22 protein-coding genes and 2 pseudogenes are annotated in these 26,125 nt (G+C 71.1%); 7 read left to right on the forward strand and 17 right to left on the reverse strand.

Features of this window, described 5'->3' with window-relative positions; genetic code table 11:
- Window positions 1–485: 485 nt before the first annotated feature.
- From D1J51_RS00005 to D1J51_RS00020, 3 genes are all read left to right on the forward strand, one after another.
- A complete protein-coding gene (locus D1J51_RS00005; RefSeq protein ID WP_162903587.1) occupies window positions 486–1,394 on the forward strand; it encodes a fatty acid desaturase in 909 nt (302 codons plus the stop codon).
- Between the two features lie 377 nt (window positions 1,395–1,771).
- Window positions 1,772–2,137 carry an ArsR/SmtB family transcription factor gene (locus tag D1J51_RS00015; RefSeq protein WP_205547597.1) on the forward strand — a complete coding sequence of 122 codons (366 nt, stop codon included), beginning with the start codon at window positions 1,772–1,774 and terminating at the stop codon, window positions 2,135–2,137.
- 37 nt (window positions 2,138–2,174) lie between these two features.
- Window positions 2,175–3,380: an MFS transporter gene (locus D1J51_RS00020; protein ID WP_119073143.1), complete on the forward strand. Its 1,206-nt coding sequence runs from the start codon at window positions 2,175–2,177 to the stop codon at window positions 3,378–3,380.
- On the opposite strand, the gene D1J51_RS00025 is transcribed toward D1J51_RS00020, so the two are convergent.
- Window positions 3,373–4,023, reverse strand: coding sequence for a response regulator (locus D1J51_RS00025; protein WP_240422716.1), 651 nt, complete (start codon window positions 4,021–4,023; stop codon window positions 3,373–3,375). The two genes, D1J51_RS00020 and D1J51_RS00025, sit on opposite strands and share 8 nt — an antisense overlap.
- A gap of 211 nt (window positions 4,024–4,234) precedes the next feature.
- On the opposite strand from D1J51_RS00025, the gene D1J51_RS00030 reads away from it, so the two are divergent.
- A complete protein-coding gene (locus tag D1J51_RS00030; RefSeq protein ID WP_119073144.1) occupies window positions 4,235–5,386 on the forward strand; it encodes a sensor histidine kinase in 1,152 nt (383 codons plus the stop codon).
- 418 nt (window positions 5,387–5,804) lie between these two features.
- Here D1J51_RS00030 and D1J51_RS00035 read toward each other — a convergent pair whose 3' ends face one another.
- Both D1J51_RS00035 and D1J51_RS00040 read right to left on the reverse strand, forming a co-directional pair.
- A complete protein-coding gene (locus D1J51_RS00035; protein ID WP_119073521.1) occupies window positions 5,805–6,704 on the reverse strand; it encodes a TIGR01777 family oxidoreductase in 900 nt (299 codons plus the stop codon).
- 198 nt (window positions 6,705–6,902) lie between these two features.
- Window positions 6,903–9,158, reverse strand: a complete 2,256-nt coding sequence (locus D1J51_RS00040; RefSeq protein ID WP_371414054.1) for an MMPL family transporter — start codon at window positions 9,156–9,158, stop codon at window positions 6,903–6,905.
- A gap of 101 nt (window positions 9,159–9,259) precedes the next feature.
- Here D1J51_RS00040 and D1J51_RS00045 point away from each other — a divergent pair, with 101 nt between their 5' ends.
- A complete protein-coding gene (locus tag D1J51_RS00045; RefSeq protein ID WP_119073145.1) occupies window positions 9,260–10,741 on the forward strand; it encodes a protein adenylyltransferase SelO in 1,482 nt (493 codons plus the stop codon).
- Window positions 10,742–10,761: 20 nt separating this feature from the next.
- Here the strand turns inward: D1J51_RS00045 and D1J51_RS00050 are convergent, their stop codons facing one another.
- On the reverse strand, window positions 10,762–11,310 hold the full coding sequence (locus D1J51_RS00050) for a type 1 glutamine amidotransferase domain-containing protein (protein WP_119073146.1): 549 nt from the start codon (window positions 11,308–11,310) through the stop codon (window positions 10,762–10,764).
- Between the two features lie 139 nt (window positions 11,311–11,449).
- Window positions 11,450–12,667, reverse strand: a complete 1,218-nt coding sequence (locus tag D1J51_RS00055) for a pyridoxal phosphate-dependent aminotransferase (RefSeq protein ID WP_119073147.1) — start codon at window positions 12,665–12,667, stop codon at window positions 11,450–11,452.
- Between the two features lie 81 nt (window positions 12,668–12,748).
- Between D1J51_RS00055 and D1J51_RS00060 the strand changes: the two genes are divergently transcribed.
- Complete coding sequence (locus D1J51_RS00060; RefSeq protein ID WP_119073148.1) at window positions 12,749–13,393, forward strand: NAD(P)H-binding protein; 645 nt, start codon at window positions 12,749–12,751, stop codon at window positions 13,391–13,393.
- Window positions 13,394–13,402: 9 nt separating this feature from the next.
- Here D1J51_RS00060 and D1J51_RS00065 read toward each other — a convergent pair.
- From D1J51_RS00065 to D1J51_RS00085, 5 genes and pseudogenes are all read right to left on the reverse strand, one after another.
- Window positions 13,403–13,759: pseudogene (locus D1J51_RS00065) on the reverse strand (GNAT family N-acetyltransferase); the annotation flags it as partial.
- Between the two features lie 109 nt (window positions 13,760–13,868).
- A complete protein-coding gene (locus D1J51_RS00070; RefSeq protein WP_119073150.1) occupies window positions 13,869–14,864 on the reverse strand; it encodes a C-terminal binding protein in 996 nt (331 codons plus the stop codon).
- Entirely contained in the window at window positions 14,861–16,489 is a 1,629-nt protein-coding gene (locus tag D1J51_RS00075; RefSeq protein ID WP_119073151.1) for a thiamine pyrophosphate-binding protein, read from the reverse strand. Before D1J51_RS00075 ends, D1J51_RS00070 begins: the two co-directional genes overlap by 4 nt.
- A 10-nt stretch (window positions 16,490–16,499) precedes the next feature.
- Window positions 16,500–17,855 carry an MFS transporter gene (locus D1J51_RS00080; protein WP_119073152.1) on the reverse strand — a complete coding sequence of 452 codons (1,356 nt, stop codon included), beginning with the start codon at window positions 17,853–17,855 and terminating at the stop codon, window positions 16,500–16,502.
- 99 nt (window positions 17,856–17,954) lie between these two features.
- Window positions 17,955–19,625 (reverse strand): amidohydrolase, encoded by a 1,671-nt coding sequence (locus D1J51_RS00085; protein WP_119073153.1) that lies wholly within the window; start codon window positions 19,623–19,625, stop codon window positions 17,955–17,957.
- Between the two features lie 198 nt (window positions 19,626–19,823).
- Between D1J51_RS00085 and D1J51_RS00090 the strand changes: the two genes are divergently transcribed.
- Window positions 19,824–20,747, forward strand: a complete 924-nt coding sequence (locus D1J51_RS00090) for an Lrp/AsnC family transcriptional regulator (protein ID WP_162903588.1) — start codon at window positions 19,824–19,826, stop codon at window positions 20,745–20,747.
- A 98-nt stretch (window positions 20,748–20,845) separates the two neighbouring features.
- Here D1J51_RS00090 and D1J51_RS00095 read toward each other — a convergent pair whose 3' ends face one another.
- From D1J51_RS00095 to D1J51_RS00120, 7 genes and pseudogenes are all read right to left on the reverse strand, one after another.
- Window positions 20,846–21,520, reverse strand: coding sequence for a lysophospholipid acyltransferase family protein (locus D1J51_RS00095; RefSeq protein ID WP_119073155.1), 675 nt, complete (start codon window positions 21,518–21,520; stop codon window positions 20,846–20,848).
- 292 nt (window positions 21,521–21,812) lie between these two features.
- Entirely contained in the window at window positions 21,813–22,454 is a 642-nt protein-coding gene (locus D1J51_RS00100; protein WP_119073156.1) for a hypothetical protein, read from the reverse strand.
- Between the two features lie 289 nt (window positions 22,455–22,743).
- Window positions 22,744–22,980 carry an addiction module protein gene (locus tag D1J51_RS00105; RefSeq protein WP_119073157.1) on the reverse strand — a complete coding sequence of 79 codons (237 nt, stop codon included), beginning with the start codon at window positions 22,978–22,980 and terminating at the stop codon, window positions 22,744–22,746.
- 107 nt (window positions 22,981–23,087) lie between these two features.
- Window positions 23,088–23,246: a hypothetical protein gene (locus tag D1J51_RS18265; RefSeq protein ID WP_240422789.1), complete on the reverse strand. Its 159-nt coding sequence runs from the start codon at window positions 23,244–23,246 to the stop codon at window positions 23,088–23,090.
- A gap of 234 nt (window positions 23,247–23,480) precedes the next feature.
- Window positions 23,481–23,681, reverse strand: a pseudogene (locus D1J51_RS18270) (helix-turn-helix domain-containing protein); the annotation flags it as partial.
- Window positions 23,682–23,787: 106 nt separating this feature from the next.
- Window positions 23,788–24,984: a hydroxymethylglutaryl-CoA synthase gene (locus D1J51_RS00115; RefSeq protein WP_119073159.1), complete on the reverse strand. Its 1,197-nt coding sequence runs from the start codon at window positions 24,982–24,984 to the stop codon at window positions 23,788–23,790.
- Window positions 24,981–26,078, reverse strand: coding sequence for a hydroxymethylglutaryl-CoA reductase (locus tag D1J51_RS00120; RefSeq protein ID WP_119073160.1), 1,098 nt, complete (start codon window positions 26,076–26,078; stop codon window positions 24,981–24,983). The genes D1J51_RS00115 and D1J51_RS00120 overlap by 4 nt, the downstream gene beginning before the upstream one ends.
- Window positions 26,079–26,125: the final 47 nt, after the last annotated feature.

The raw sequence follows: 26,125 nt of genomic DNA on the forward strand, positions 1-26,125 counted from the left end.
CCGCGATCCATACACCACTCTGGCGGACGCAACCGCCGTGCGAGGCGATCAGTGCGAGCGCGCTGTCCTCGTAGGCGGTCAGTCCGCCTGCTTCTCCCTCGTTCGCCCAAAGCAGACAACAGAGCGTCACTCCGCCGTCGCTGTCCGCCATGGATCAACCCTACTCGGTTGCGCGCTTCCGCCGTTACTCCCTGGGTGCTCGGCGAAGGGCAAGGCCTTTCTGCGGCGGCCCAGACAACTCGCACTGCAGGTGTTGCGCTACGGCGGAGGACCCAGCACGTGGTCAGATCAGCGGGCGAGAGAGGAGCGTCGCACACGTCGCGGTCTTTCGAATCGACGGCTTGAGAACTTCCGTCATCGAGAGGCCTCGACGCGTCTCCCCGGCGGCGCTACGGGCAACACCGCTACACACCCGAGTGCCAAGAGCCGGATGAGGCGAATCCGCTCCGTTGACTCGGCTGTTGTCCGGCTCATACGCTGGGATCATGGCTGAAGTGAGAGGCGACGCGCCTGCCTATCAGAAGGCCTGGTTCTGGCTGCTGACCGGGCGAGCGGTGGGCGGTAGGGGCTCCTCCTACGCGCCTCTGAAAGCCCAGCGCCTACGCGGTGCACCGTATCGCGTCTGGCAGGCGCTTGCCAGGCGCCGATCCGCACAGCCGGTGCCGATCCTTTACCTCGTGGTCGGTGCGGTTGGTGCGCTCATCGGGCTCATCCTGCGCCGGTTCATCGGGCTGCGATGGTGGATCGCGCCGCTCGCATTCATCGGTGCTGCGTGGGCGTTCTTCTTCTCGTCGATCTGGTGGAAACGCCGTCTCCACACGGGCAAGCTGAGCACCGAGCTCCTGTGCGCCATCGACCCGCGACGAGGCCGAGCGCGTCGGCGACAGGAGCACATCGATCGCCTGATGTCTTCGGGCATCCCCATGCTCGGGTTCGACGGGATTGAAGACGATCCGATGATCGGCGGTATGTCCTGGAGCAGCGACGGCGTGCAGCGGGTAACCGTCCGCTACTCCGAGGAGCGCCAGACGCGGGTGACCGATGCTTTCCAAGCATGGGACGATGCGGGGCAGACCAACGCTCGTGCTCTACTCGAGAACCACCGCATGAGCCGGCTGCTCACCGAGGTCCAATCGCTCCAGGAGCGCACGGCGCTCTTGGAGCGCGCGAGGATCGGGAACGATGAACCGGAATGGGTCGCAACCACGCTCACTATCGACGGGGAGGAGCTGCCCGCATCGCAGATCTCGTCGGATGGCGTGACCGCCGCCTACGTGCGGTCGGGCCGTTACTGGATCTCGGTGCTCGCGCCGGCGGACGCACCGCTGCCTGCCCTGCACGCTCTCGACGGAGCCGAGCGCAGGCGGCTGGCAGAGGAGAGCCCGACTTTTTAGAGGATGGGGAACGACGCGGCGGCCTGTGCGCGCGGGGAGGGCGCGCAGCGCGATGGCTCGACTGATGGCGAAGAGGGCGATGTCGATTGCCACTGCGGCCACAGAGACAACGACCAGCACCGTCGCTGCGGCAACGGAGATGACCCCCACGACGATAGCCGCGAGCGCATTGGCGACCATTACCAGCCTGAGCGCGAGTCGCAGCGGCAGCCGGGTGAGCATCCGCAGGATGCCCCCGGCCCACGCCACCGCGGCGATACCGGCAATCGCGATCAGGAGTGGGGAGAGGACGATCCTGTCGGCGCTCCCTCCGCCAAACCGCGCCGACGGGGCCGCGACCGTGCGACCGGTGATCCGGGATATGTTACTATCTGCGTATGAATGCGGATAATGATGTGAGTGTCGTGAAGCCGCCCCCCGAGTTCATCGATCTGGCGGCCGAGGTGCTGGGGGTGCTCTCCGATCCGACCCGGATCAGGATCATCCTGGCCCTGCGGCAGGCGGATGAACTGTCGGTGAACGCCCTCGCGGAACTCGTCGGGAAGAAGCCCTCCGGGGTGTCGCAGCATCTGGCGCGGATGCGGATGGCGCGCATGGTCACCACCCGTCAGGAGGGCACGAGCGTGCTCTACAGCCTCATCGACGAGCACGCTCTCGCCCTCGTCCTCGAGGCGATCAAGCAGGCCGAGCACGCGGTCTCGAACGGACAGATCCCGCCGCATCACCACGCACCCCGACGATAGTCCTGTCCCGCCGCTTCCGAGAGACCAGGTTCCACGCATGATCGCCGTTCTCCGCAATCCGAGCTACGCGAAGCTGTTCAGCGCGCAGGTCATCGCTCTGCTCGGCACGGGCCTGCTCACGATCGCGCTCGGCCTGCTCGCCTTCGACATCGCCGGCGGCGATGCGGGTGCGGTGCTGGGAGTGGCGATGACGATCAAGATGGTCGCCTACGTCGCCGTCTCGCCCGTCACCGCGGCGCTGGTCGCGCGCCTGCCGCGCAAGCCCGTGCTCGTCGGTGCCGACCTCATCCGGGCCGGGGTCGCCGCCTCGCTGCCGTTCGTGACCGAGACCTGGCAGATCTACGCACTGATCTTCCTGCTGCAATCCGCTTCCGCGACGTTCACCCCGGCGTTCCAGGCCGTCATCCCCTCGGTGCTCCCCGATGAGGGCGACTACATCCGCGCTCTGTCGCTGTCCCGCCTCGCGTACGACCTCGAGTCCCTGGTCAGCCCGATCCTCGCGGCGGCGCTCCTGACGGTGATCAGCTTCCACAACCTGTTCGTCGGCACCGCCGCAGGTTTTCTCGCCTCCGCGGTCCTCGTGATCGCATGCCGGCTTCCCCTCATCGACGCGCCGTCGCCGACGCGATTCCGGGAGCGCCTCACCCGCGGCGTACGGGTGTTCTGGCGCGCAGGCGAGCTGCGCAGCCTCATGGGGTTCAATCTCGCCGTCGCGGCCGCGATGGCGATGGTGATCGTCAACACCGTCGTGCTCGTCCAGGGGGAGCTCAACCGTCCGCAGCTCGATGTCGCCCTCCTGCTCGGCGCCTACGGCGGCGGCTCCATGCTCGTCGCGCTCGGAATGCCGAAGCTCCTCGAGCGGCTGCAGGATCGACGGGTCATGCTCGTCGGAAGCGCCGCACTCCCGGTCCTGCTCCTCATCGGCGCCGGCGTCATGATCTGGCTTCGGGGCGCCCCGCAGTGGGTCGCGCTCATGATCGTCTGGGGGCTGCTCGGCGCCGCAGCCTCGACGATTCTCACCCCGTCGGCGCGACTGCTTCGCCGCAACAGCACCGAGCAGAACCGCCCGGCCGTGTTCGCCGCCCAGTTCTCCCTCTCGCACGCCTGCTTCTTGATCGCCTACCCTCTCGCCGGTTCGCTCGGGGCGGCCATCGGGCTTCCCGCCGTCTCGCTCGTGCTCGCCGGCCTCGGCCTCGTCGGAGTCGCAACAGCGGTTCTGGCGGCTCCGGTCCGCGCTAGGTGAAGTCCACGAGGCCCGCTCGGGCGGCCGCCACGAGAACCTGCACCCGATCGCGCACATGCCACTTCGACATGATGCCCCCGAGGTGCGCCTTGACGGTGCCCTCCGACACGTGCAGAGCGCCCGCGATCTCCGCGTTCGACATGCCCTGCGCGAGATGCTGGAGCACCTCCGACTCTCGGTCGGTCAGGGCCTCGAGCTCACCCGCGCTCGTGGGCTTCGCCTCGCGCACGTGCTTCACGAGCATCGCGGCGATCCGAGGTGAGAGCGAGCTCGTGCCCTGATGCGCTTGCCGCAGCGCGCTCACGATCTCCTCCGCGCTCGAGTCCTTGAGCATGTAGCCCGAGGCGCCGGCCCCCAGCATCGGGAGCACAGTCTCCCGGGTATCGAGGGTGGTGACCGCGAGCACGCAGACCTCGGGCCACCGCGAGGTGATCTCTCCGGTGGCCTCGATACCCCCCATCCCGGGCATCTGCACGTCCATCATGACGATATCCGGGCGGTAGCGCTCGACGGCTGCGATAGCCTCGATCCCGTTCTCGGCTTCGGCGATCACCTTGATCTCGGGCGCGCGCGACACGAAATGCGTGAGTGCCACCCGCACCAGAGGGTCGTCATCGGTAATCAGCACCCGGATCTCGTCCATGGAAAAGATCCTAGTGCCGCGCGAACTAGACCTTTGGCCAGTGATAATCTGCCGCTTCGTCCGATGTGCGTAAAAGTCACAGCCGAAAGGATTGATGTTGTTCAGACTTTTAGCCAGTTAGGGAGGTGTTTTGAGCATGACTTTCTGGAGCAGCCTTGCCCGATTCCTGGGCTTCCGTTGATCTGCACCGCGAATAAGGGATACTGGAGGAATGTCGAGGCGCGCGGCGGCTGAGGTGAAACCCCGTCGTTTCCAATTAGGCCAGGGCGAGCAGCTGAATCGCCCTGAGCGCATCGCATTCATCGTCATCGTGGGCGGTGGCGCGATCCTCGATTTTCTGGGGCTCGTCACAACGCCCGATGCCAATCTGCTTTATACCACGCTGAGTATCGCCACTACTCTTACATTCGCCCTGTACATCTGGTCGCCGCTGGTGGCCACCTCAATGCTCGGCGTAGCCGTGATGCTGTCGCTCTTCGTAGGCGCCCCGACGGGGGGTCTCGTCGCCGGAGCGATCGCGGCGCTGCCCGTCATGCGGCTGGCGACGACACCCGTTATCGTCGGCTACACCGGAGGCCTTCTCGTCTCCACAGCTCTCTTCACTTACAGGTACGGAAACAGCGACACTACCCCGACCAACGTCGCGATGGCTCTCATCGTCGCGACCGTGGCTGGAGGCGTGGGGCTGGCGCTCAGAATGGCTTACGCCCGCGGCCACCGCCTGGAGCACGAGCTCGCCGAACGCGCCGAACGCGAGCGGGAGGCGATCCTCGCCGAGCGCCGTTGGATCGCCGGCGAGCTGCACGACAGCATCGCTCATCACCTCACCGTCATCGCCATGCACGTGCAGATGCTCGATGACGACACGGCGCGCCCCGCATCGCAGGAGGCGATCCGCATCGCGGCGCGAAAATCCCTGAGTGACCTCCGCTTCGTCATCGAGCTGGCGGAGGACGCGCCGCGCGGGACGGGGGTGCCGTCGGGGGATCTCGCGGCCGCCGTAGACGAGGCCGGCGAGGAGTTCGAGGCGACCGGGCACGCCGTCGTGTGCGTCGGGGATCCGGCGGACGAGCGCATTCCGAGGGGTGCCGAGATCATCCTGGCGAGGATCGTGCGCGAGTCGGCGACGAACATCCTCAAGTACGCGGGGCCGGGAGAGGTGCGATTCGAACTCGACATCGGCCCCGGATCGATCGCGCTGACGATTCGCAGTCCTCTGCCGACGACGCCGCGACGCGACCTGCCGTCGACCGGCACCGGCTTGAACCGCATGGCCGAGCGCGTGCTGGGCGTGAGCGGAGAGTTCAACGCCGGCCCCGCCGACGAAGCGTGGCTCGTCTCGGTGCGCCTGCCTGTGGCCTGAGCCGCGAGCCGCCCGCCGTTGTGCGTTGCGAGCGGAAAGACTGACCGAATGTTGAGGGCGATCTGGACGTTCGCACCTGCCGCTCGAACCGGTGGAGTCGTACAGTCGAACCGTGGGCCACTCCCGCTCACGTTCGGATCGGCGCACCTCCAGGATATTCGCCGACCGATGCCACGCAACGGGCTGTGCCTGGGGGATGTGGGGACTGCGGCGATTGTCTCAGGCGCCGTATACGCATAGCCCGTTGCGGCGCACCTCTCTTCGTTCCGGCTCATCCCTCCCACGGCGAGCGGGTACCCGAGCGCCCGGTGCAGCTCGGGATCAGCGGGAGCGTGTCGCGCGGCTTCGTCAGTTTCGGCGGCGACGCCGATGAGGGTCGGCGCCGATCCGCGGGCAGCGTGTTCGGGATACGGACGGACTACTCCGCGAGCGCCGATGAGATCGCCTGCCGCACCGTGCGATGCTCGAACTCGAACCCCGTGCGGTGCAGCACGGCGGGCCGCACCCGGGCGTCGGCGAGCAGCAGCGAATCGGCCGCGTCGCGTCCGAGCCCGGACCGCAGTGCCCAGGCCGGCGCGGGCAGCAGGTACGGGCGGCGCATCGCGCGCGCCAGCTCGCGACCGGTCTCCGAGGCCGAGGCGGGTGTCGGGCCGACGAGATTGACGGGGCCCTCGACATCGGCGTCGATGAGGTGCCGGATCGCCCGCACCTCGTCGTCGAGCGAGATCCAGGGCCAGATCTGCGAGCCGCGTCCCAGTGGGCCGCTCAGCCCCAGGCGCGTGAGCGCGAGCAGCGGCTTCAGCACGCCCCGCCGGTGCAGCAGGGGAGCGGTGCGGAGCAGCACGACGCGCGCCGCCGACTCTGCGGTCAGCGCCTCGCGCTCCCACTCCCGGCAGAGCTCGGCGAGGAAGGTGCGGCCCGGGCCGCTCGCCTCGTCGAGCTCCTCGCCCGGACGGTCGCCGTAGAAGCCGACGGCGGAGGCGTTGAGGAGCGGTGGCGCGTCGCGGCCGAGCTCGCGGAGCGCGGTCGCGATCGTGCGGGTCGGGACCAGTCGCGACTCCCGCAGGGTCTCGCGGTACGCGGACGTCCACGGCAGCCTGCCGATGCTCGCCCCGTTGAGGCAGACCACGGCCGCGGCCCCCTCGAGCACCTCGGGGTCGAGGGGGCGGTCGCCGGTGAGCCACTCCACCTCGTTCGCGGCGCGAGTGGCTCGGCGCACGAGGTGCGTGATCCCGATCCCGTCAGCCTGGAGCGACCAGGTGAGCGCTCCGCCGATGAGGCCGGATCCGCCCGCCATCACCACTCGTCTCTCGATCATCATGCCTCCTTCGCCTGCGAACCGCTCATCGACGGTCGCTCCCGGGGTTCGACCTCTTCCGGTTCCGCGCCTCGTGGGGGACACCGCTCACGTATGCGCCCACCGCGGCGAGCGGGCCGGACTGCGCGAGCAGCGTCTCGCGCCAGCAGGCGACGAGGCCCGTGCGATCGAGACGGGACGGGTGCGGCGGCCGGATCCTCACGGGAGCCGCCCCCGCTCCGGCGGTTCGGCCGCGCGGCGGCCGTGCGCACCGGCCTCCTCGCGCCACAGCCGCGAGGGCCACCAGATCGCCCGGCCGATATCGGTCGCGAGCGCCGGCACGAGCAGCGAGCGCACCACGAAGGTGTCGAGCAGCACGCCGAACGCGACGATGAACGCGATCTGCACGAGGAAGAGGATCGGGATCACCGACAGCGCCGCGAAGGTCGCGGCCAGCACCAGGCCGGCCGAGGTGATCACCCCGCCGGTGATGGCGAGCCCGCGCTGGATGCCCTCCCGCGTGCCGTGCGCCCTCGTCTCCTCGCGCACCCGCGTCATGAGGAAGATGTTGTAGTCGATGCCGAGCGCGACGAGGAAGACGAAGCCGTACAGCGGCACCGCGGGGTCCGCGCCGGGGAGGCGGAGGACGCCGTTGAAGACGAGGGCCGCGACGCCGAGCGCCGTGCCGAAGGAGAGCACGGTGGTGAGCACGAGCAGGATCGGCGCGAGGATCGCGCGGAGCAGCAGCATCAGGATCACGAGGATCACGGCGAGCACGATGGGGATGATGAGCGTGCGGTCGCGGATCGACGCCCGATCGGTGTCGACGGCCGTGGCGGTCACCCCGCCGACGAGCGCGCTCGGCGCGTCGCGGCGCAGTTCGTCGCGCAGACTCACCACGGTGCCGGCCGCGGCGGCGGAGTCGGCGGCGTCGGTCAGGGTGGCCTGCAGCAGTACCCGCCCGTCTCTGACGGTCGGCGCTGGGGCCGGCGTACCGGGAGGGCCGAGGGCCTCGATGCCGTTCTCCGTGACCCGCGCCGAGCCGCTCGGCGAGCCGGCGCTCGTCACCGCGACGCTCTCGACGCCCGCTTGGGCGAGCAGCGTGCCGGAGGCCGCCTGGAACTCCGTCTCGTCGACCAGCACGTAGGCGGGGCTGCCCGACCCGCCCGGGAAGTGCTCGCCGAGGACGGCCTGCCCATCGCGCGCCTCCGACGCCCCGAGCACGAGGTCCGACTGCGGCACCCCCTGGGCCTGCAGCTGGGGCACCGCGGCCGCCCCGAGCGCGAGCGCGAGCGCGGTGACGATCCAGACCGGGCGCGCGCGCCGACGCACGAAGCGCGCCACGCGCGGCCACGCGCCGCGGCTCGGCATGCCGCGCTCCGCTCGCACCGCCTCCGGCTCGTACGCCGGCCGTCGCGGCCAGTAGGCGGCGCGCCCGAACACGAACAGCAGCGCGGGGAGCAGCGTGAGCGCCGACAGCATCGCGAAGACGATGCCGATCGACGCGACCGGGCCGAGGGTGCTGTTCGATTTCAGGTCGCTGAGCAGCAGGCACAGCAGGCCGACGATCACGGTGCCGCCCGAGGCGACGATCGGCTCGAACGAGCCCCTGACGGCGGCGAGGATCGCGGCCCCGCGATCCTGCGCCACGCGCAGCTCCTCCCGGAATCGGGCGACGAGCAGCAGCGAGTAGTCGGTGGCCGCGCCGATCACGAGGATGAACAGGATGCCCTGGGTCTGGCCGCTGAGCAGCAGCACCCCCGCGTTGGCGAGGTGCCAGACCACGAGCAGGGCGGCGCAGAGCGCGAACAGGCTGGTGCCGAGTACGACCACCGGCAGCAGCAGGGAGCGGTAGACGATGACCAGGATCACCAGCACCGCGAGCAGCGCGACGAGCAGGAGGATGCCGTCGATCCCGGCGAACCCGGCCACCAGATCGGCGGTGAACCCCGCCGGCCCCGTGACCTGCACCGCGACGCCCTCGGGAGCGTCCGCGCGGAGCTTATCGCCGAGCGCCGCGACCGCGTCGGAGACGTCGGCCTCGGCGTCGATCGGCACGAACGCCTGGGCGGCCAGGCCGTCCTCCGACGGGATGACCGGTGAGACCTGCCCGGTGACGCCCGCGACCGCCGTCGCCGCTTCGACCGCCTCGCCGAGCCGCGCCAGCCGGTCGTCGCCGAGCGCGTCCGCCGACGAGAAGACGACGACCGCGGGGATGCGGTCATCGCTGAGAAACCCGCCGAGGGCCTGGCGCACCTCGGTCGCCTCCGCAGACTCGGGCAGGTACGACGTCTGGTCGTTGGAGGAGACCTCGTCGACCTTGCCGAAGAGGGGACCGCCCATGCCCGCGGCGGTGAGCCAGACGAGCACGAGGACGGCGGGAAGCAGCACTCGGAGCCAGCGGCGGCCGCGGCGGTGCCGGGCGATGCGACGCGGGGAGCGCCCGGCCGGGGGATGCTCGCCGCTCACGCCCATCGCCCCCTCCCGCCCTTGCGGCCCAGCCTATCCCGTCGGCTTCGTCGCGGAATGCCCGTCAAGCTGAACGCGCACCGAGGCGGGCGGCGTAGCCTCGGGACATGTTCCCCGACGCGATCGAAACCGGTGCGACGCTCGGCGACGCGTTCGCCACCGCCCTTCCCGAACTCGCGGTGCCGTGGCGGGCGATGCGGCCGGAGGATCCCGCCCTTCTCGCGCTGAACGAGCCGCTCGCGCGCGAGCTCGGTCTCGATCCGGACGCGCTGCGCGAGGACGCCGGCGTCCGCTTCCTGCTGGGCAACGAGCTGCCCGATAGCGCGTCGCCCGTCGCCCAGGCCTACGCGGGGCACCAGTTCGGGGTCTACGTGCCCCGGCTCGGCGACGGGCGGGCGCTGCTGCTCGGAGAGGTCGCGGACGCGGCCGGGCGGCCGCGCGAGCTGCACCTCAAGGGCTCCGGCCGCACGCCGTTCGCCCGCGGCGCCGACGGGTTCGCGGCGGTCGGGCCCATGCTGCGGGAATACCTGATGGGAGAGGCGATGCACGCCCTCGGCATTCCCACGACGCGCGCCCTCGCCGTGGTCGCGACGGGGCGGCGCGTGGTGCGCGAGGAGTCGCTCGACGCGCTGCCGGGGGCCGTGCTCGTGCGGGTGGCGGCGAGCCACCTGCGCGTGGGCACGTTCCAGTACGCGCGATCCCTGGGGGATTCCGGACTGCTGCGCCGCCTCGCCGATTTCTCGATCGAGCGGCACTTCCCCTCGCTCGCCGACACGGACGCGCCGTACCTCGGGCTGCTCGAGGCCGTGATCGCCGCGCAGGCGCGCCTCGTCGCCTCGTGGATGCTCGTGGGCTTCGTGCACGGCGTCATGAACACCGACAATATGACGCTCTCGGGCGAGACCATCGACTACGGCCCGTGCGCGTTCATGGACGCCTACGACCCGGCGACCGTGTTCAGCTCGATCGACCACCGCGGGCGCTACGCCTACGGCAACCAGCCCGGCATCGCGCTGTGGAACCTCACGCGCTTCGCCGAGACGCTGCTGCCGCTGCTCGGCGAGCCCGACGAGCCCGAGGCCGCGAAGCAGCTCGCCCTGCGGGCGCTCGACGGCTTCGCGTCGCGCTACGGCGAGGCCTGGTCGGCTGGCGTGAGCGAGAAGCTCGGGATCGCGGCGGCCGACGGGGTCGACGCGGGCGCACTGCGGGGGCTGACCTCCGGCCTGCTGCAGGAGCTGCAGGGTCACGGCGTCGACTACACGAGCGCGTTCCGTGCTCTCGGGGAGGCGGCCCGGGGAGACGACGCGCCGTACCGGGCGCTCGTCGGCGGTGCGCCGGGCGAGTGGTTCGACGAGTGGCTCGCGCTCGATCCTGACGACGCCGCGATGGACGATTCGAACCCCGTGTACATCCCCCGCAACCACCTGGTGGACGAGGCGCTCGTCGCCGCCACCGAGGGAGACCTCGGGCCCTTCGAGCGCGTCCTCGAGGCGGTGGCCCGCCCCTGCGAGCGACGTCCCGGCCTCGAGCGCTATGAGCGGCCCGCTCCGCCCGGATCCAGCCGCCACGTCACCTACTGCGGCACCTGAACGGCCCCGGGGGCGCAACGCTAGGCCGTCTGCCCGGGGTGGTCGCCCTCGGCGATCTCCTCGATCAGCTTGGCGTTGAACGCGGGCAGGTCGTCTGGCGTGCGGCTGGTCACGAGACCCTGATCGACCACGACCTCCTCGTCGACCCAGGTCGCTCCCGCGTTGCGCAGGTCGGTGCGCAGGCTCGCGAACGAGGTCACGGTGCGGCCGCGCAGCACGTCGGCGTCGGCGAGGATCCAGCCGCCGTGGCAGATGGCCGCTACGGGCTTGTGCTGCTCGAAGAACGCCCGGGTGAGCGCGACGGCGCTCTGGTCGAGGCGGATCCGGTCGCCGTTCTCGACGCCGCCCGGCAGCACGAGCGCGTCGTAGTCGTCGGCGCGGGCATCGGCGCTCGCCCGGGCCACGTGCGTCTCGTACCCGTTCTTGCCGCGGATGGTGCCGGTGTTCGTGGAGACGATCTCGACCTCGGCGCCGTGCTCGCGCACCGCGGAGATGGGCCCGGTCAGCTCGGAATCCTCGAAGCCGTTCGTCGCGAGGATCGCCACGCGCTTGCCTGTCAAATGGGACATGGTGCTCTCCTGATGGTCGTCTGCCGGTCGTTCGGACGTTCCCAGCCAAGCGGCTCGCGCGGTGCGCCGGCACCCCGTTGCGGGAACCGGCGGGAGTCGCTATGGGCACGCGCTCGCCGTGGGGATCGAGCGGCCGGGATCATCTCCGGCCGGGTGCGGCGAGCCGCTCGATCGCGGTGCGCAGAGTCTGCTCGTCCTTCACGAAGGTGAAGCGCACCCAGGACGAGAGGGCGGTCGCGGCCCGCGACCCCTCGCGGCAGAAGGCGGAGACCGGCACGCACGCGACGCCGGAGCGCTCGGGCAGGGCGCGGGCGAACGCGGCCCCGTGCGGCGCCTCGGGCGTCAGGAACGGGCTCGCGTCGGCGCACACGAAGTACGTGCCGCCGGGGGAGACCGCGTCGAAGCCGGCCGCGCGCAGGCCGTCGAGCAGCAGGTCGCGGCGCTCGGCGAGCGAGTCGCGCAGCTCGGCGATGTCGCGGCCGCCCTCCAGGAGCGCCCGCGCGATCGCCGGCTGGAACGGCGCCCCGCCCGTGTAGGTGAGAAACTGCTTGACGGCCAGCACGGCCTCGATGAGATCGGCGGGGCCGGTGACCCAGCCGATCTTCCAGCCGGTCAGCGAGAAGGTCTTGCCCGCCGACGAGACGGAGAGAGTGCGCTCGGCCATGCCGGGCAGCGTCGCGAGCGGTGTGTGGGAGAGCCCGTCGAAGGTCAGGTGCTCGTAGACCTCGTCGGTGACCACGACCGCGTCGACGCGCCGGGCTGCCGACGCGATGGCGCCGAGCTCCTCCGGGGAGAGCACGGTCCCGGTCGGGTTGTGGGGCGAGTTGACGAGGATCAGGCGCGTTCGCGGCCCGACGGCCGACTCCAGCGCGGCGGCGTCGACGCGGAAGCCGCCGGCGTCGGCCACCAGCGGCACGGTCACGTGGGTCGCTCCGGCCATCGCGATCACGGCGGCGTAGGAGTCGTAGAACGGCTCGAGCGTGACCACCTCGTCGCCGGGCCCCGTGAGCGCGAGCACAGCCGCGGCGATCCCCTCCGTCGCGCCCGCCGTCACGAGGACCTCGCGCTCGGGGTCGGGGTCGAGGCCGTAGTGCCGCCGCTGATGCTCGGCGACCGCCGAGCGCAGCTCGGGGATGCCGCGGCCCGGCGCGTACTGGTTGGCGCCCTCCCGGATCGCCCGCACGGCGGCCTCGCGGATCCACTGCGGCCCGTCTGCGTCTGGGAAGCCCTGGCCGAGGTTCGCGGCGCCCGTGCGCAGGGCGAGCGCCGTCATCTCGGCGAAGATGGTGGGGCGGGTCGAGCCGTCCGGCGAGACGAGTCCGGCCGCCTCCGCGGCGGCGCGCCATCTGAGAGTCATGCTCACGAGTGTATTGGCGGCGCGGCGGGCGGCGGGGCCGGATCGCTGGAATCCCGCCGGGCCACACCGTAGGGTGGAGGCATGGCACGCATCATTCTCTTCGGTGGACACGGCCGGGTGGCGCTCCTCGCGGAGTCCCTGCTCGCGGAGCGCGGCGACTCGGTGACGGCGGTGATCCGCAACCCCGCGCACGAGCACGACGTCCGGGCCGCGGGCGCCCACCCGCTCGTCGCGGACGTGGAGCAGCTCGACGCCGACGCGCTCGCGGAACTCATCGTCGGGTACGACGCCGTGGTGTGGTCGGCCGGTGCGGGCGGCGGCGATCCGGCGCGCACCCTCGCCGTGGACCGGGACGCGGCGATCCGCAGTGCGGACGCCGCCGCCCACGCGGGGGTGTCGCGCTACGTGATGGTCTCGTACTTCGGCTCCTCGCCCGAACACGGGGTCGATCCCGAGCATCCGTTCTTCCACTACGCGGAGGCGAAGGCGGCGGCCGACGAGCACCTCCGCGCATCCTCGCTCGACTGGACGGTGCTCGGTCCGAGCGCGCTCACCTTCGACGAACCGAGCGGCCGGATCGACACGCGAGCCGAGACCTCCGACAGCGTGTCCCGGGGCAACGTAGCCGCGGCGATCGCGGCGGCCCTCGCCGACGACGGCACGATCCGGCGCACCATCCGCTTCAACGACGGCGAGGTGCCCGTGGCGGAGGCGCTGCGAGCGTAGCCGTCCCGATCACCCGGGCTGCGCCTGCGCCGACTCGCCGACCGGCCCCCGGCCTCCCGGCCACTCGACGTCGGCGACGAAGTCGGGGTGGCGGCGCAGCCAGGCCGCGACGAAGGGGCAGCTCGGCACGATGGTGCGCCCGAGTTCTCGCGTGCCCTCGAGGGCGTTCGAGACGAGTGCGCCGCCGAGGCCGCGGCCCCCGAACGCGGGGTCGATCTCGGTGTGCGCGAACTCGAAGACCGCCCCGCCGTCACGCTCCTCGTAGGCCGCGAACCCCGCGGGCTCGCCGTCCACCTCGATGACGAAGCGCCTGGCCTCGGCGTCGTGCCGCACGGTCGTGCTCTGCTGGTCGTTCATCGTCGCCTCCTCGGGCTCGGGGCGGGGCGCGGGGCACCGCCGCGGTGCTGGAGCCCCACTCTCTCACCGTTCCCGGGGAATCGACCGTGCGAGCCCTCGGCGCGTCGCGTCCGCGCGCTCACCCCGCCGGGCGGTTGACCGGCGACTCGGGAGCGCCCGTCGCGAGCAGCGCCACGGCGTTCTGCGCCTGGATGCGCACGTACTCGATCTCCGTGCGCGCCGAGAAGTAGGCGATGTGGGGCGTGAGCACGACGTCGTCGCGGCCCAGCAGCGGGTGATCGGAGGTCGGCGGCTCCTGGTCGAGCACGTCGAGCGCCGCCCCCGAGAGGTGCCCGGAGTCGAGGGCGTCGGCGAGCGCCGCGCCGTCGATGAGGCCGCCGCGCGATACGTTGACGAGCACCGAGCGCCGCGGCATCTCGGCGAGGAACCGCGCGTCGACCATGCGCTCGGTCCGGGGCGTGAGCGGCAGGTGCAGCGAGAGCACGTCGGCGCTTCGCCGCACCTCCTCGAGCTCGACCCGCCTCACGTCGAGCGCCGCGAGGTCGGCGCGCACCTCCGGGGTGTCCGGCAGCAGCGGGTCGTAGCCCATCACCGAGCCGAAGAGCGGTCGGGCGATCCGCGCCAGTTCGCGCCCGATCCTGCCGAGACCGACGATGCCGAGCGTCGTCTCGCTCAGGCGCGGCGGCGCGGCCGCGGCGCGCTCGTTCCAGTCGACCGGGTTGGCGGACGCCGTGTAGAACGGCAGCTGGCGCACGCTGCTGAGCAGGATCGCGAGCGCGTGCGTCGCGACCTCCTCGGTGGCGGCGCCGGGCACATTGCTCACCCACACGCCGCGTTCGGTCGCCGCGTCGACGTCGACGTAGTCGAAGCCCATCGACATGAGCGAGACGATCCTCAGCTGCGGCAGCGCCTCGATGATCTCGCGCGTCACGGGGGCGTAGCCGGGGAGCAGCGCAACGGCGTCCCGTGCGCCGGCGATGATCCGCTCCGGGTCGCGGGTTCCGAGCACCCGCACCTCGAAGCCGTGCCCCTCGAGCAGCCGGATGCCCGGTGCGGGATCGGTGTCGTCGACGTCGGTGTAGACGGCGAGCGGTCGCGTGCGCCCGGCGGTCATGCCGCGGCCTCTTCCGCGAGGTCGAAGGTCGCCTGATCGATGTGGATGAGCTGCAGGCCGCCCTCGCGCGCGGCGGCCTCGACGGCCGTGCGCAGCTCGCCCGGGGAGCCCGTGCGGCGGCCCGTGCCGCCGAACGCGTCGGCGACCGCGACCCAGTCGGGCTGCAGCAGGTCGACACCGACCGGGGCGATCCCGGCGTCGGCCTCGTTCTGCTTGATCTCGGCGTACCCGCCGTTGTCGACCACGATCACGGTGACGTCCTCGCCCTGCTCGACGACGGTGATGAACTCGTTCATCGAGAACATGAGCGCGCCGTCGCCGGTCACGACGAACGACGGCCGCCCGGGCGACGCGATGCGGGCCCCGAGCGCGGCGGGCAGCCCGTAGCCGAGCGTGGCGTAGGTGGTCATGTACGGGGTCGAGTTCGGCTGCGACGCGCGCAGCACGTTCAGCAGGCCCCAGTAGGCGATCTGCGACGAGTCCGTGGCGACGATGGCGTTCTGCGGCAGCGCCGCGGCGATGGCCTCGGCGAGCGCGGTGTTCTCTGGGGACAGCTCCGCGCACTCGTCGCGGGCGGCGGCGCGTGTCTCGGCGGCGCCGGGGGCTCCGTCGAGCGGCTCGCCCTCGCCGAGCTCGGCGGCGATCGCGGCCAGGACGGCCCTAGCGTCGCCCGCGAGGCCGACCGTCGCGGGCTGGTTCTTGTCGAGCTGCGACTCCAGCAGGTCGACGCGGATCACCGCCCCCCGCGCCTCGAGCCGGTCGACCCACAGCTCGGCCGCGCCGAGCTTCGACCCGACGACGAGCAGCACGTCGGCGTCGCGGGCCCGGCCTCGCGCCGCCGGGAGGCGGAGATTGGAGCCGAGCGACAGCGGGTGGCGTTCGTCGAGCACGCCCTTCCCGTTGCCGGTGGTGACGACCGGGGCGCCGAGCCGCTCGGCGATCGCGCGCAGCTCGCCGGTCGCGCCGCGCGATCCGCCGCCGGCGAGGATCACGGGATCCTCGGCCGAGGCGAGCAGCGCGGCCGCCTCCGCGATCGCGGAGGCGTCGGGCAGCGGCGCCGGCGCGAACTCCCGGGCGGCGAGGGCCTCGGCGGCGATCCCCGTCTCCTCCTCGAGCAGGTCGAGGGGCAGCTCGATGTAGACGGGCCGCGGCCGCGTCGTCGCGAAGAGCTCGAACGCGTCGTGCACGGCCTCGACGGCCTCCTCCGCGGTCTGCACGCGGCGACCCCACTCGACGATGGCGGAGGCGGCGCCGAGCTGGTCCTTGGTCTCGTGCAGCGTGCCGACGTCGGCGAACTCCTCCCCGCGCGCCGGGCCGGGGGAGAGGAGGATCATCGGCCGCGACTCGCAGTACGCCGTGCCGGCCGCCGAGAGCGCGTTCAGCAGCCCCGGCCCGCTCGTCGTGATCACCACGCCGGGCTTGCCGGTCTGCAGCGACCAGCCGTCCGCGGCGTACCCGGCGCCCTGCTCGTGCCGGGAGGTGACGGGGCGGATGCCCAGCTCCTCGAGCGGACGGTAGAACTCGAGGTTGTGGGTGCCGGGGATCCCGAACACCGTGTCGATGCCGTAGCGCCGCAGGGTCTCGACGATGACCCAGCCGGTCGTGCGTCTGCGAGTGGTCTGCATGCCTGAGAACCTATTCCTTTCCGGGGGTGTCGACCGCGGTCGTATCGGTGCGGGCCGTGAGCGAGCCGGTCACGGGCGCAGCGTCGGAGTGCTGCGGGGCGAACCGCACGCCGATGAAGGCCGAAAGGGCGAGCACGCCGAAGAAGGCGACGACCGACCAGAAGTTGCCGTCGGTCGCGATGAGCAGCGCAGAGGCGATCGCGGGCGAGAGGCCGCCCCAGACCGCGGCGCCGATGCCGTAGGAGAGCGACATCGAGGTGTAGCGCGACTGGGGTCGGAACATCTGGGCCATGAGGGTCGACAGCGGGGCCCAGGCACCGCTCAGGGTGACACGGATCAGGATGACGAACAGCCAGATGAGCCCCACGTTCTTCGCCTGGATCGAGAGCACCAGCGGGATGATCACGATGAAGGATGGGATGATGCCGAGGTACATCACCATCTTCGGGCCGATCTTGTCGCCCAGGGCCGCGATCGGCAGGGTCACGATCATCTCGACGAGCGAGGCGATCGTCATGGCGCCCAGGATGATCGACGGGTCGAGACCGATCTCGGGGGTGTCGGCGTAGTTCTGCACGAAGGTGGTCGCGATCACATAGCCGCCCGACGACATCGCGATGATGCCGAAGCCCAGCAGGATCGGCAGCCAGTTGTTCTTGAGCGCGAAGAGGAGCGGCGTGGACTGCTCGTGACCCTCGACCTTCTCCTCGAACACGGGGGTCTCCTCGACGCGGTAGCGCACCCAGAAGCCGACGGCGATCAGCACGATGCTGAAGAGGAACGGCACGCGCCAGCCCCAGCTGAGCAGGGCGTCCTCGCCCAGCGCGGAGAGCGCCCAGAACGCGCCCGTCGCCATCATCGCGCCGAGCGGGTTGCCGACCTGCGTGAAGCCGCCGTAGAACGTCTTCCACTTCGGCGGGGCGCTCTCGACGGCCATGAGGCTCGCGCCGCCCCACTCGCCGCCCACGGCGAGCCCCTGGGCCATGCGGCACAGGATGAGCAGGATCGGGCCCCAGATGCCGATGGTGGCGTAGCCGGGCAGCACGCCGACGAGGGTCGTGGCCACGCCCATGAGGATCAGGGTGATGGTGAGCGCCGGCTTGCGGCCGAGCTTGTCGCCCACGTGCCCGAAGATGATGCCGCCGATCGGCCGCATGAAGAAGGCCACGGCGTAGGTGCCGAAGGAGGCCAGGGTCGCGAGCGCGGGCTCGGCCTCGGGAAAGAACACTCGCGGGAAGATGATCGCCGCGGCGGTGGCGTAGACGTAGAAGTCGTACCACTCGATGGAGGTGCCGACGAGGGCGGCCATGCCGCCCCTCAGCGCTCTCTTGTGGGAATTCGGCGCTGCGGCCGTTGATGAGGACATGTGAGCTCCTTTGCTGGGTGCCTGCGGGTGCGTCGCACCGCTGTGTGAATGGTAACGCTGTGGGGCGGGCCGACCGGTCGACCCGCCCCGGGGGGAGGATCAGCGGGCGAAGACGCGCTCGCCGCCCACCCAAGTCGAGGTGACGCGGATGCTCGCGAGGCTCGCCGCCTCCGTCTCGTACGGGTCGCGGTCGAGCACGGCGAAGTCGGCGCGCTTGCCCGCCTCGATGCTGCCGAGGTCGTCCTCGCGGCCGAGGGCGCGGGCCGCCGAGATCGTGTGCGCGCGCAGCGCCGTGTCCAGCGACACCGCGAGGTCGTCCGGTCCGAGCTGCGTGCCGCGACGGGTGACCCGCGAGACGGCTGCCTGGACGGCCTCCATGGGGCGCGGATCGGCGACGGGCGCGTCGGAGGAGATGGTGACAGGCACGCCGGCGCGCTCGAACTCGCCCAGCGGGTTGAAGCGCTCGCCGGGGGTGCCGATGGCCTGTTCGACGCCCTCGCCCCAGTTGTAGTGGTGCTGGGGCTGGTTGACGGGGTAGATGCCGGCGTTCGCCATGCGCTCGATCTGCTCGGGCGTGGGCAGCCCGCAGTGCTCGATGCGGTGACGGGCGTCGGGATCCGGCCGCTCCGCGAGCGCGGCCTCGATGGCGCCGATGACCATCTCCAGCGCCGTCGGCGACTGAGAGTGCGTGGCGGTCTGCAGGCCGACGCGGTGCGCCCGCTTGATGAGCTCGGTGTATTCGCCCGGCTCGTGGTACAGCTGCCCGGTGCGGCACGGGTCGCCGACGTATCCGTCGGGGAAGTAGGCGGTCCAGCCGCCCAGGGTGCCGTCCGAGTAGAACTTGATGCCGGCGAAGCTGAGGTGCTCGTTGCCGAACTGGCCGTGCAGGCCCATCTCGACGGCCTCGTCGAGCAGGTGCGAGAGCAGGTACATGCTCACGCGCACCTTGAGGTCGCCCGACTCGGCGAGGCGCAGGTACATGTCGAACTCGCGGCGGCTCACCTGGGCGTCGCCGATCGTGGTCACGCCGCCGGCGAGGAAGTTCTCCTGCGCGGCCGCGAGCTGCCGCCTGTGCTCCTCGGGCTCGTCGGCGAGGTGGAAGTTGGGGCCGTGGTGCCCGATCTTCACGCCCTCGAGCCCGGTAAGCACGTTGCACGCGGCGTCGGAGAGCTCGCCCGTGAGCTCGCCGTGCTCGTCGCGGAAGAACTCGCCGCCCTTCGGGTTGGGGGTGTCCCTCGTGACGCCGTACAGCTCGAAGGTGTACGAGTTGACCACACCGCCGTGGCCGGACGCGTTCATGAGGTAGACCTCGCGGTCGGTCGCGACCTCGTCGAGCTCGAAGCGGGTGGGGTGGCGCCGCTCCGCGAGGTTGCGCTGCTCGTAGCCGTAGCCGCGGATCGGGCGGCCCTCGGGCAACGACTCGGCGGCCCGGCGCAGCAGGTCGACGATCTCGGGGATCGATCCGGCCCGGTCGGGCCCGCAGTCGACCCAGCTCATCATCTGGCCGAGCATGAGCGGGTGGGCGTGCGCGTCGATGAACCCCGGGACGACGGTGGCGTCGCCGAGGTCGATCAGCTCGGGCACGAGCGCGCTCACCTCGGCCGACGCCGCGCGGCAGGCCTCGACGGCGCCGACGTGTCGGATCCGGTCGCCGATCACGAGGAAGGCCTCCGGGGCGCTGCCCGCCGCGTCGAGCGCGTGGATGCGGGCGGCCGTGACGATCTTCGGCGCGGCGAGGGGCGGCGCCTGGGTGAACGCGAGCTTGCGCAAGGTGTGAACTCCTTCGTGTCGGATCGATACGAGGGTACGCGCATGCGCATCGATGCCGCCAGCAGAAAATGTTTCAATGAGACGAAGAGTGCAGATATGTCGTCAGAACAGCGCATTTGCGCGTATACCGGTGATCGCGGGCGTGACATTCAGTGTTTTTGTCATGTGCTGACGGAGGATTTCTGGCATGATCCCGGTGTGGACGATTTCGACGAGGACCTCATCAGGGCGCTGCAACTCGACGGGCGGGCTCAGTTCTCGACGCTCGCCGCCGAGCTCGGGGTGCACCGCTCGGTCGTCGCCCAGCGGGTCCACGAGCTGATCGGCTCGGGGGAGATCAGGATCCTCGCCGCCGTGCATCCGCGCGCCGTGGGGTTGCCGATCCAGGCGAACCTGCAGCTGCGCATCAGCGGGCCCACCTCGCCGGTGTTCGAGCGGCTGCGCGAGCTCCCGAACGTCGTGTTCCTATCGGAGATCAGCGGGCAGTCCCAGGCGGTCGCCGAGGTGTGGGCCGCCGATCTCGACGACGTGGGGCGCTCCGCGCGGGCGATCCAGGCGATCGACGGGGTGGACGAGGTGCAGTTCGCGCTCTACGATCGCGTGCTGCGCCGGCTGCGGCTCGGCACGGACCCCGACACCGCGGATCTCGCCTTCGACGACTTCGACATCGCGCTCATGGCGCAGCTGCAGACAGACGGGCGCCTCACCTTCGGCGAGCTCGCGAGGCGCACGGGCCGCTCGGCCTCCGCGTGCCGCGAGCGCGTGCTGCGGCTGCTCGAGTCGGGCATCATGCGGATCGGAGCCGTGCGCAGCCGCCGCAGCGCGACGATCTCGGTGCTGTCGGGCATCGGGATCATCCTGCGGGGCGACGGCCACGACCCCGCCTCCGCCGAGGAGCTGCTCCTCGGCATCCCCACGATCGAGTTCGCCGCGCGCACGCTGGGCCGCTACGGGCTCATCGCGACGATCGCGGCCCGCTCGCTCGCGGATTACACCGAGATCGTCCGCACCATCCGAGCGCACCCCGGGGTGCGCGTCGTCGAGACCTGGATCCACGCCTTCGTCTGGCTCGAGCGCTACGAGTGGAGCCTCGACCGACTCGAGCGCAGCAGACGCCCCTGAGCGTCGGCGGTCGGCCAGCCGAGGGGCTCTCCCCGGCGCACGCCGCCGTGCTCGCGCAGAATGATCCAGTTGAGCGGGGCGCGAGGGCGCCGCGGGGGTCAGGCCCCGCTGGCCGCGGCGTGCCCGTCGGCGGGCTGCTGCCCCGTGAGGGCCTGGATCGCGGCCATGATGCGCTCGGTCGCCTCGCGCCGTGCACGGCCGGCGGGCATCCCGGCCAGGTCGTCGAGCGGAACCGGCGGCCCGAAGCGCACGGCGACCGGATCGGGGCGCCCCGTCTCGGGATCGCTCAGCTTGCGGTTGGTGCCCACGAGCCCCACCGGCACCACGGCCGCACCGGTCTCGAGCGCCATCCAGGCGGCACCGGCCCGCCCTCGGTAGAGGCGCCCGTCGCGCGAGCGGCTGCCCTCGGGGAACACCGCGAAGACGTTGCCCGCCGCGAGCACCTCGCGCCCGGCGTCGAGGGCGGCCTGAGCGGCGGAGGAGGCCTCGCGGTGCACCGGGATCGCGCCGATCTGGCGGAAGAACCAACCGCCGAGGCGCGAGTGGAACAGCGAGGCCTTCGCCAGGAACTGCACCTTGCGCGGCGAGAAGGAGGGGATGAGGATCGTGTCGAGCCCCGAGAGGTGGTTGCTCACGAGCAGCACGGGTCCGGCCGGCGGGACGTGCTCGCGGCCCGCGATCCGGGGCCTGAAGCGCAGCCGCAGCAGCGGCCGCAGCACCGCGCGCCCGATGAAGAAGACGGGGCCCGGGCGGGCATGGGACGGTGCGCTCACGCGTCGAGCCTACTCTTCTGGCGCCGGTCGCGCGGGCGGCTCAGCGTGCTGGTTCGCGATCCGCTGTCGACGTCGTCTGCACCTGGCGGTCTGTGTTCTGACCGCGTCTGCGGCGCATCCCGACACGAGCAGCACCGCGCAGACGCACCCCGCGGCCGCGAGCATCCTCCTCACCACGCTTCGACGGTGTATCGGAAATGCGAATCTGACGCCCACGAGGCCGCAAGGATCGCGGACTCAGCTGCAGCACAGGCCGCCAGGGCACGTACGATCGCCACGTCCGCAGTTCGGTTCACACCTCGGGATGCTCAGCACGCACCCATCTGATGAGCAGTTCGAAGACCTCGCCGTCAGGCCCGCCCATCGGTCCGCATTCGCCGCGTGCCAGCGCATCCTCCAGCAGCGCGACGGCCTCCGCCGAACAACCTGCGACCTCGAGCGCCAGCGCCTTTCGTAGGAGATCCTGCGGTGTTGCTCCGGGCGGCGTCGCTCGGCGCACGAACTCCAGGTATTCGGACGGTCCCGGGGCCGCACGCACGAACTCGGCGCGCAACGACTCGAAATCATCGAGCACTGCTCCGACCACGCCCTCTGGATCGGCCTTGAGAGACACCGCATGTGTGCCGCCCCCGATCTCCAGCGGAGATGAACTGAACGCGCCGTCGACCCTCAGACTGCGGCGCTTCGCAGCACTGAACTGTTCCTTCGGCATGAAGGCCGCCCACAGCACGTCGTCGACTGCGAGAGGCTTGATGCCGCAGTCCCAGTGCACGCGCAGTGGATCTGAGGGGACACCGACCAACAGCGAGACCGTGGCGACGAACGCACCGTCGTCGTTGTAGGCCCACCCGCTGACAGTCCTGAGCCCTCGACGGCGGGCGGCATCCCGAAAGCAGCTGCTCCAGTTCCTATTGACTTCCTTGCGCGTGATCACGGCCCCAGACTAACCGGCCCGGCGCGATCCAGACCACCAGCTGTCCACCATTTCGTTCCGCCGGGTTCCGCCTGCGCCTACGGCTCGGGTCCAGGACCTCGTCCGATCCCCAGCAACCGGTCACGATAGCGTGCGTCGCTTCACCGCAAGAATCTCCACCGGCTGACCGGTGATCTCAGCGATGAGGAAGATATCGCCGCTTCGGCCGCGGAGAACGAGCCGTCGGCGCTTGCAGGTGGGGGCCATTGCTGTGGGCTGCTCCCTTCGGGATGCTCCCGCTGCGCCAGGGTCATGCTGTGAGCGAGGCGCGCAGATGGGTGTAGTGCTCGTCAGCGTCCACCAGCTCGACTGCACCGGCGCGGACGTCGGAGAGTCGCCGGGTGGCTTCGGCCCGCCACGCCTCATCGACGTCGCTCGTGTCGTCTGCGTCGTGGAGGCTATCGAGCAGGGCGTTGGCGACGACCGCGCGCTGATCGGCGTCGAGCGCGAGCGCGTCTCGAATCAGGGTTGCGGTGTCCGGTGCCATGCCTCCGTGTGTATGTCGAACGGCCGACAACCAGCCAGAACCTCGTGGTGGGCAGGCCGGTCACGTCGGTGGCAGCGCCGAACGGATGCCGGTACGGGAGACTGCCCTTACTCGTAGGCGGCGTGTCGGCCCGTCGCGGCGAGGGTCGCTGCGGCGGGGGTCGCGCTCGACTGGTTCGGAGAGCCGCCGCTCCCGTTCGACTGCTTGTTGCCGAGCGCTCTCCACCCGCCGCCGTCAGGGATACGATCGGGTTTCGTCACGTCCATGTGGACAAGCTCACCGGGCCGATCTCGTTCATATCGGATAGTGGTGGTCTTCGACCCTCGGATCAGCTCCCCGGTCATCGGGTCCAAGCGGGTCAGAAGCGGCATCCCGTGACGAGCCAAGACACGGGGGACCGTTCTCGGAGCAAGACCGGTTCGGCGGGCGATCTCGTCACGGCTGCAGTGTTCGCGATGTCGGGTCCGGATCACCGGCTGTTCGAGGCGCGGCGGGGTCTTCGTGGGCGAGCTGCGGGGTCGGGAAGAGCGGTCTCCGAGACCAGCTGGACCCTCGATCCCGTGGCGGCTGATCCGGCGGGCCACGCAGCGGCGCGAGATGCCCATCGCGGCAGAGATGTGGGCCTGTTTCCAGCCGTGCTGGTGGCATTCGATGATCAGCCGCCTACCGGCTGGGGTCAATCGGGCGTCACGGTGGGTCACGAGAACCTCCGGGAACGGGTGAAGACGTTAGACATCTCCGCTCAGTCCGGAGGTTCTCCTATTCCGCAAGCCCCGACCCTGAAACCAACCTCATGACCAGGTGCATCTAGCGCCTCTCGTACTGCCTGGCCCGACCGAGCAGACCCGAGAAGCGGAAGGGCGCGCTCGTGACGCGCGGCGTCTCGAGATCCTGCGTGCTGGGGAAGACCCGGCCGTGCAGCTCGCGGTACTCCGCCACCTCGAGCGGCGCGCGGGCGTTCAGGGCGGCGGCGACGCGCTCGGCGCGGTCGCGCCGAGCGTAGCCCGGCCGCACGGTGCCGGTGAGGAACTCGCTCACGCTGCCGGAGCCGTAGCTGAACATGCCGATGCGCCGGCCCGCGAGGTCGTCGTCGTGGTCGAGCAGCGCCGCGAGCGCCGCGAACACCGAGGCGGTGTAGCTGTTGCCGAGGCGCCGATTGTAGATCGAGCCCGTGAAGAGCCCGGTGTCTCGCGCGTCGCCGGCGTTCGCCTGCTCGGCGGCCGTCAGCGCCGCGCTCAGATCGGCGCCGGTGTGCCGGGCGAGGCGCTGCTGCCCCTTCTTCGCCATCTTGGTGAACGGCTGGTGGTACAGCAGCCGGTCGATCTCGGCGATGCCAGGGCCGCCGTGGGCCTGCAGGTCGTCCCAGGACCCGGTGAGGGCGTCGAGGTAGGCCGAGACCGACAGCGCTCCGTCGACCACCGCGGTCGAGGAGTCGTTGGGGCGCCAGAAGTCGTCGACGTCGTCGGTGTAGAGCCCGGTGGCCGGCTCGATCTCGACGAGGGCCGGATCGGCGCTCACCAGCAGCGCCACGGCTCCGGCGCCCTGCGTCGGTTCACCGGGCGAGTCGAGCGCGTAGCGCGCCACGTCGCTCGAGATGACGAGCACGCGTTCGCCGGGGAAGCGGCTCACGATGCCGATCGCGGCCTGCAGCGCGGCGGTGCCGCCGTAGCAGGCCTGCTTGAACTCGGTGACGCGCACGTGCCTGGGCAGCCCGAGCAGTCGATGCACCGACACGCCCGCGGCCTTCGACTGGTCGACGCCCGACTCGGTGGCGAACAGCAGCGTGCGGATGCCTTCGGCGCCGTTGCGCTCGAGGATCGGCAGCGCCGCGGAGGCGCCCATCGTGATGATGTCCTCGTCGGGGGCGGGGAAGCTCATCTGATCCTGCCCGAGCCCCAGATGGTACTTCGCCGGGTCGGTGCCGTTGTACTCGGCGAGCCGGGTCAGGTCGAGCACGTGGTGCGCGGTCGCGAGTTCGAGGTCGTGAATGCCGATCGAGGTCATGCGCTCGGCGTCTCCTTCCGCTCCATGAGCAGGTGCGCTTTCATGAGCTCACCGGGGTTGGTCTGGGCTGCGAGCAGCGACAGTTCTCCGCAGAGCACGGTGGCGGCCATGAGCGCGGCCAGGCGCCGGGCGTTCGCGCCGGGCTCGCGCTCCTCGCGGCACCCGAGCCGCTCGAGGTTGGCGTTCACGTGCGCGAGGTGCTTGCCGTTTCCGACCGTGCCGACGATGAGGTGCGGCAGCGTGCACGAGAAGTACAGGCCCTTCTCGCGCTCCTCCGCGTAGGTGATGCCCTGGGAGCCCTCGACGATGTTGGCCGCGTCCTGGCCCGTGGCGAGGTAGAAGGCCAGCAGCATGTTGGCGTAGTGGGCGTTGGCCGAGCGGATCGCGCCGGCGATCGTGCTGCCGACGAGGTTCTTGCGGGTCGAGAGGTCGGCGACGCGGCGGGCGGTGCTGCGCAGGCGGCGCTCGACCACCTCGTGGGGGAGCAGGATCTCGGCGACCACGTTGCGGCCGCGACCCAGGATGCCGTTGACCGCGGTGGCCTTCTTGTCCGAGCAGAAGTTGCCCGAGATGGAGCCGTAGTCGAGCCCGAGCCCCCACGACAGCACGCGCTGCATGAGCGCGTCGGACGCGTTCGTGACCATGTTGTGCCCGGAGGCGTCGCCGGTGAGGAAGGCGAAGCGCACGAAGAGCAGGTTGCCGACGACCTCGGTGTGCGCTTCCAGCAGTTGCGCGTGGCGGCTGCCCGCCGAGACGACCTCTTGCAGCTCCGGCAGGCGACTCCGCACGGTGCGGGCGGCGGCCTCCGCGTCGACCGCGCCGTCGGCGACGAAGATGACCGAGCGGCTCATGCGCTCGCCGACGACGACCGTGCGGATGCCGCCGGGGATCTCGCGGGAGATGCTCGCGCCGCGGCCGACGGAGGGCCACAGCGGGGTCTCGTAGGTCGCGAGCGGCACGGCGATCTCGGCGTGCGGGACCGCCGCCGGATCGGAGTCCGACGCGCTCGCCTCGGCGATGGCGTCGCCGCTGACGCGCAGCGGCCCGACCCAGCGGGTCGGTATCTCGGTGACGAGGGTCTCGGAGTCGTTCACGGCGTCTCTTCTCTGGAAGCGGGGTCTGCGGGGGCGGGGCGGATCAC

This window comes from Leucobacter sp. wl10, assembly GCF_003569785.1.
In the GTDB taxonomy this organism is placed as follows: domain Bacteria; phylum Actinomycetota; class Actinomycetes; order Actinomycetales; family Microbacteriaceae; genus Leucobacter.

Excerpts from the sequence above, each read along its gene's own strand:
- D1J51_RS00005 (WP_162903587.1), top strand. The coding sequence starts at position 486 with ATGGCTGAAGTGAGAGGCGACGCGCCTGCCTATCAGAAGGCCTGGTTC.
- D1J51_RS00015 (WP_205547597.1), top strand. The coding sequence starts at position 1,772 with ATGAATGCGGATAATGATGTGAGTGTCGTGAAGCCGCCCCCCGAGTTC.
- D1J51_RS00020 (WP_119073143.1), top strand. The coding sequence starts at position 2,175 with ATGATCGCCGTTCTCCGCAATCCGAGCTACGCGAAGCTGTTCAGCGCG.
- D1J51_RS00025 (WP_240422716.1), bottom strand. The coding sequence starts at position 4,023 with ATGGACGAGATCCGGGTGCTGATTACCGATGACGACCCTCTGGTGCGG.
- D1J51_RS00030 (WP_119073144.1), top strand. The coding sequence starts at position 4,235 with ATGTCGAGGCGCGCGGCGGCTGAGGTGAAACCCCGTCGTTTCCAATTA.
- D1J51_RS00035 (WP_119073521.1), bottom strand. The coding sequence starts at position 6,704 with ATGATCGAGAGACGAGTGGTGATGGCGGGCGGATCCGGCCTCATCGGC.
- D1J51_RS00040 (WP_371414054.1), bottom strand. The coding sequence starts at position 9,158 with ATGGGCGTGAGCGGCGAGCATCCCCCGGCCGGGCGCTCCCCGCGTCGC.
- D1J51_RS00045 (WP_119073145.1), top strand. The coding sequence starts at position 9,260 with ATGTTCCCCGACGCGATCGAAACCGGTGCGACGCTCGGCGACGCGTTC.
- D1J51_RS00050 (WP_119073146.1), bottom strand. The coding sequence starts at position 11,310 with ATGTCCCATTTGACAGGCAAGCGCGTGGCGATCCTCGCGACGAACGGC.
- D1J51_RS00055 (WP_119073147.1), bottom strand. The coding sequence starts at position 12,667 with ATGACTCTCAGATGGCGCGCCGCCGCGGAGGCGGCCGGACTCGTCTCG.
- D1J51_RS00060 (WP_119073148.1), top strand. The coding sequence starts at position 12,749 with ATGGCACGCATCATTCTCTTCGGTGGACACGGCCGGGTGGCGCTCCTC.
- D1J51_RS00070 (WP_119073150.1), bottom strand. The coding sequence starts at position 14,864 with ATGACCGCCGGGCGCACGCGACCGCTCGCCGTCTACACCGACGTCGAC.
- D1J51_RS00075 (WP_119073151.1), bottom strand. The coding sequence starts at position 16,489 with ATGCAGACCACTCGCAGACGCACGACCGGCTGGGTCATCGTCGAGACC.
- D1J51_RS00080 (WP_119073152.1), bottom strand. The coding sequence starts at position 17,855 with ATGTCCTCATCAACGGCCGCAGCGCCGAATTCCCACAAGAGAGCGCTG.
- D1J51_RS00105 (WP_119073157.1), bottom strand. The coding sequence starts at position 22,980 with ATGGCACCGGACACCGCAACCCTGATTCGAGACGCGCTCGCGCTCGAC.
- D1J51_RS18265 (WP_240422789.1), bottom strand. The coding sequence starts at position 23,246 with ATGGACGTGACGAAACCCGATCGTATCCCTGACGGCGGCGGGTGGAGA.
- D1J51_RS00115 (WP_119073159.1), bottom strand. The coding sequence starts at position 24,984 with ATGACCTCGATCGGCATTCACGACCTCGAACTCGCGACCGCGCACCAC.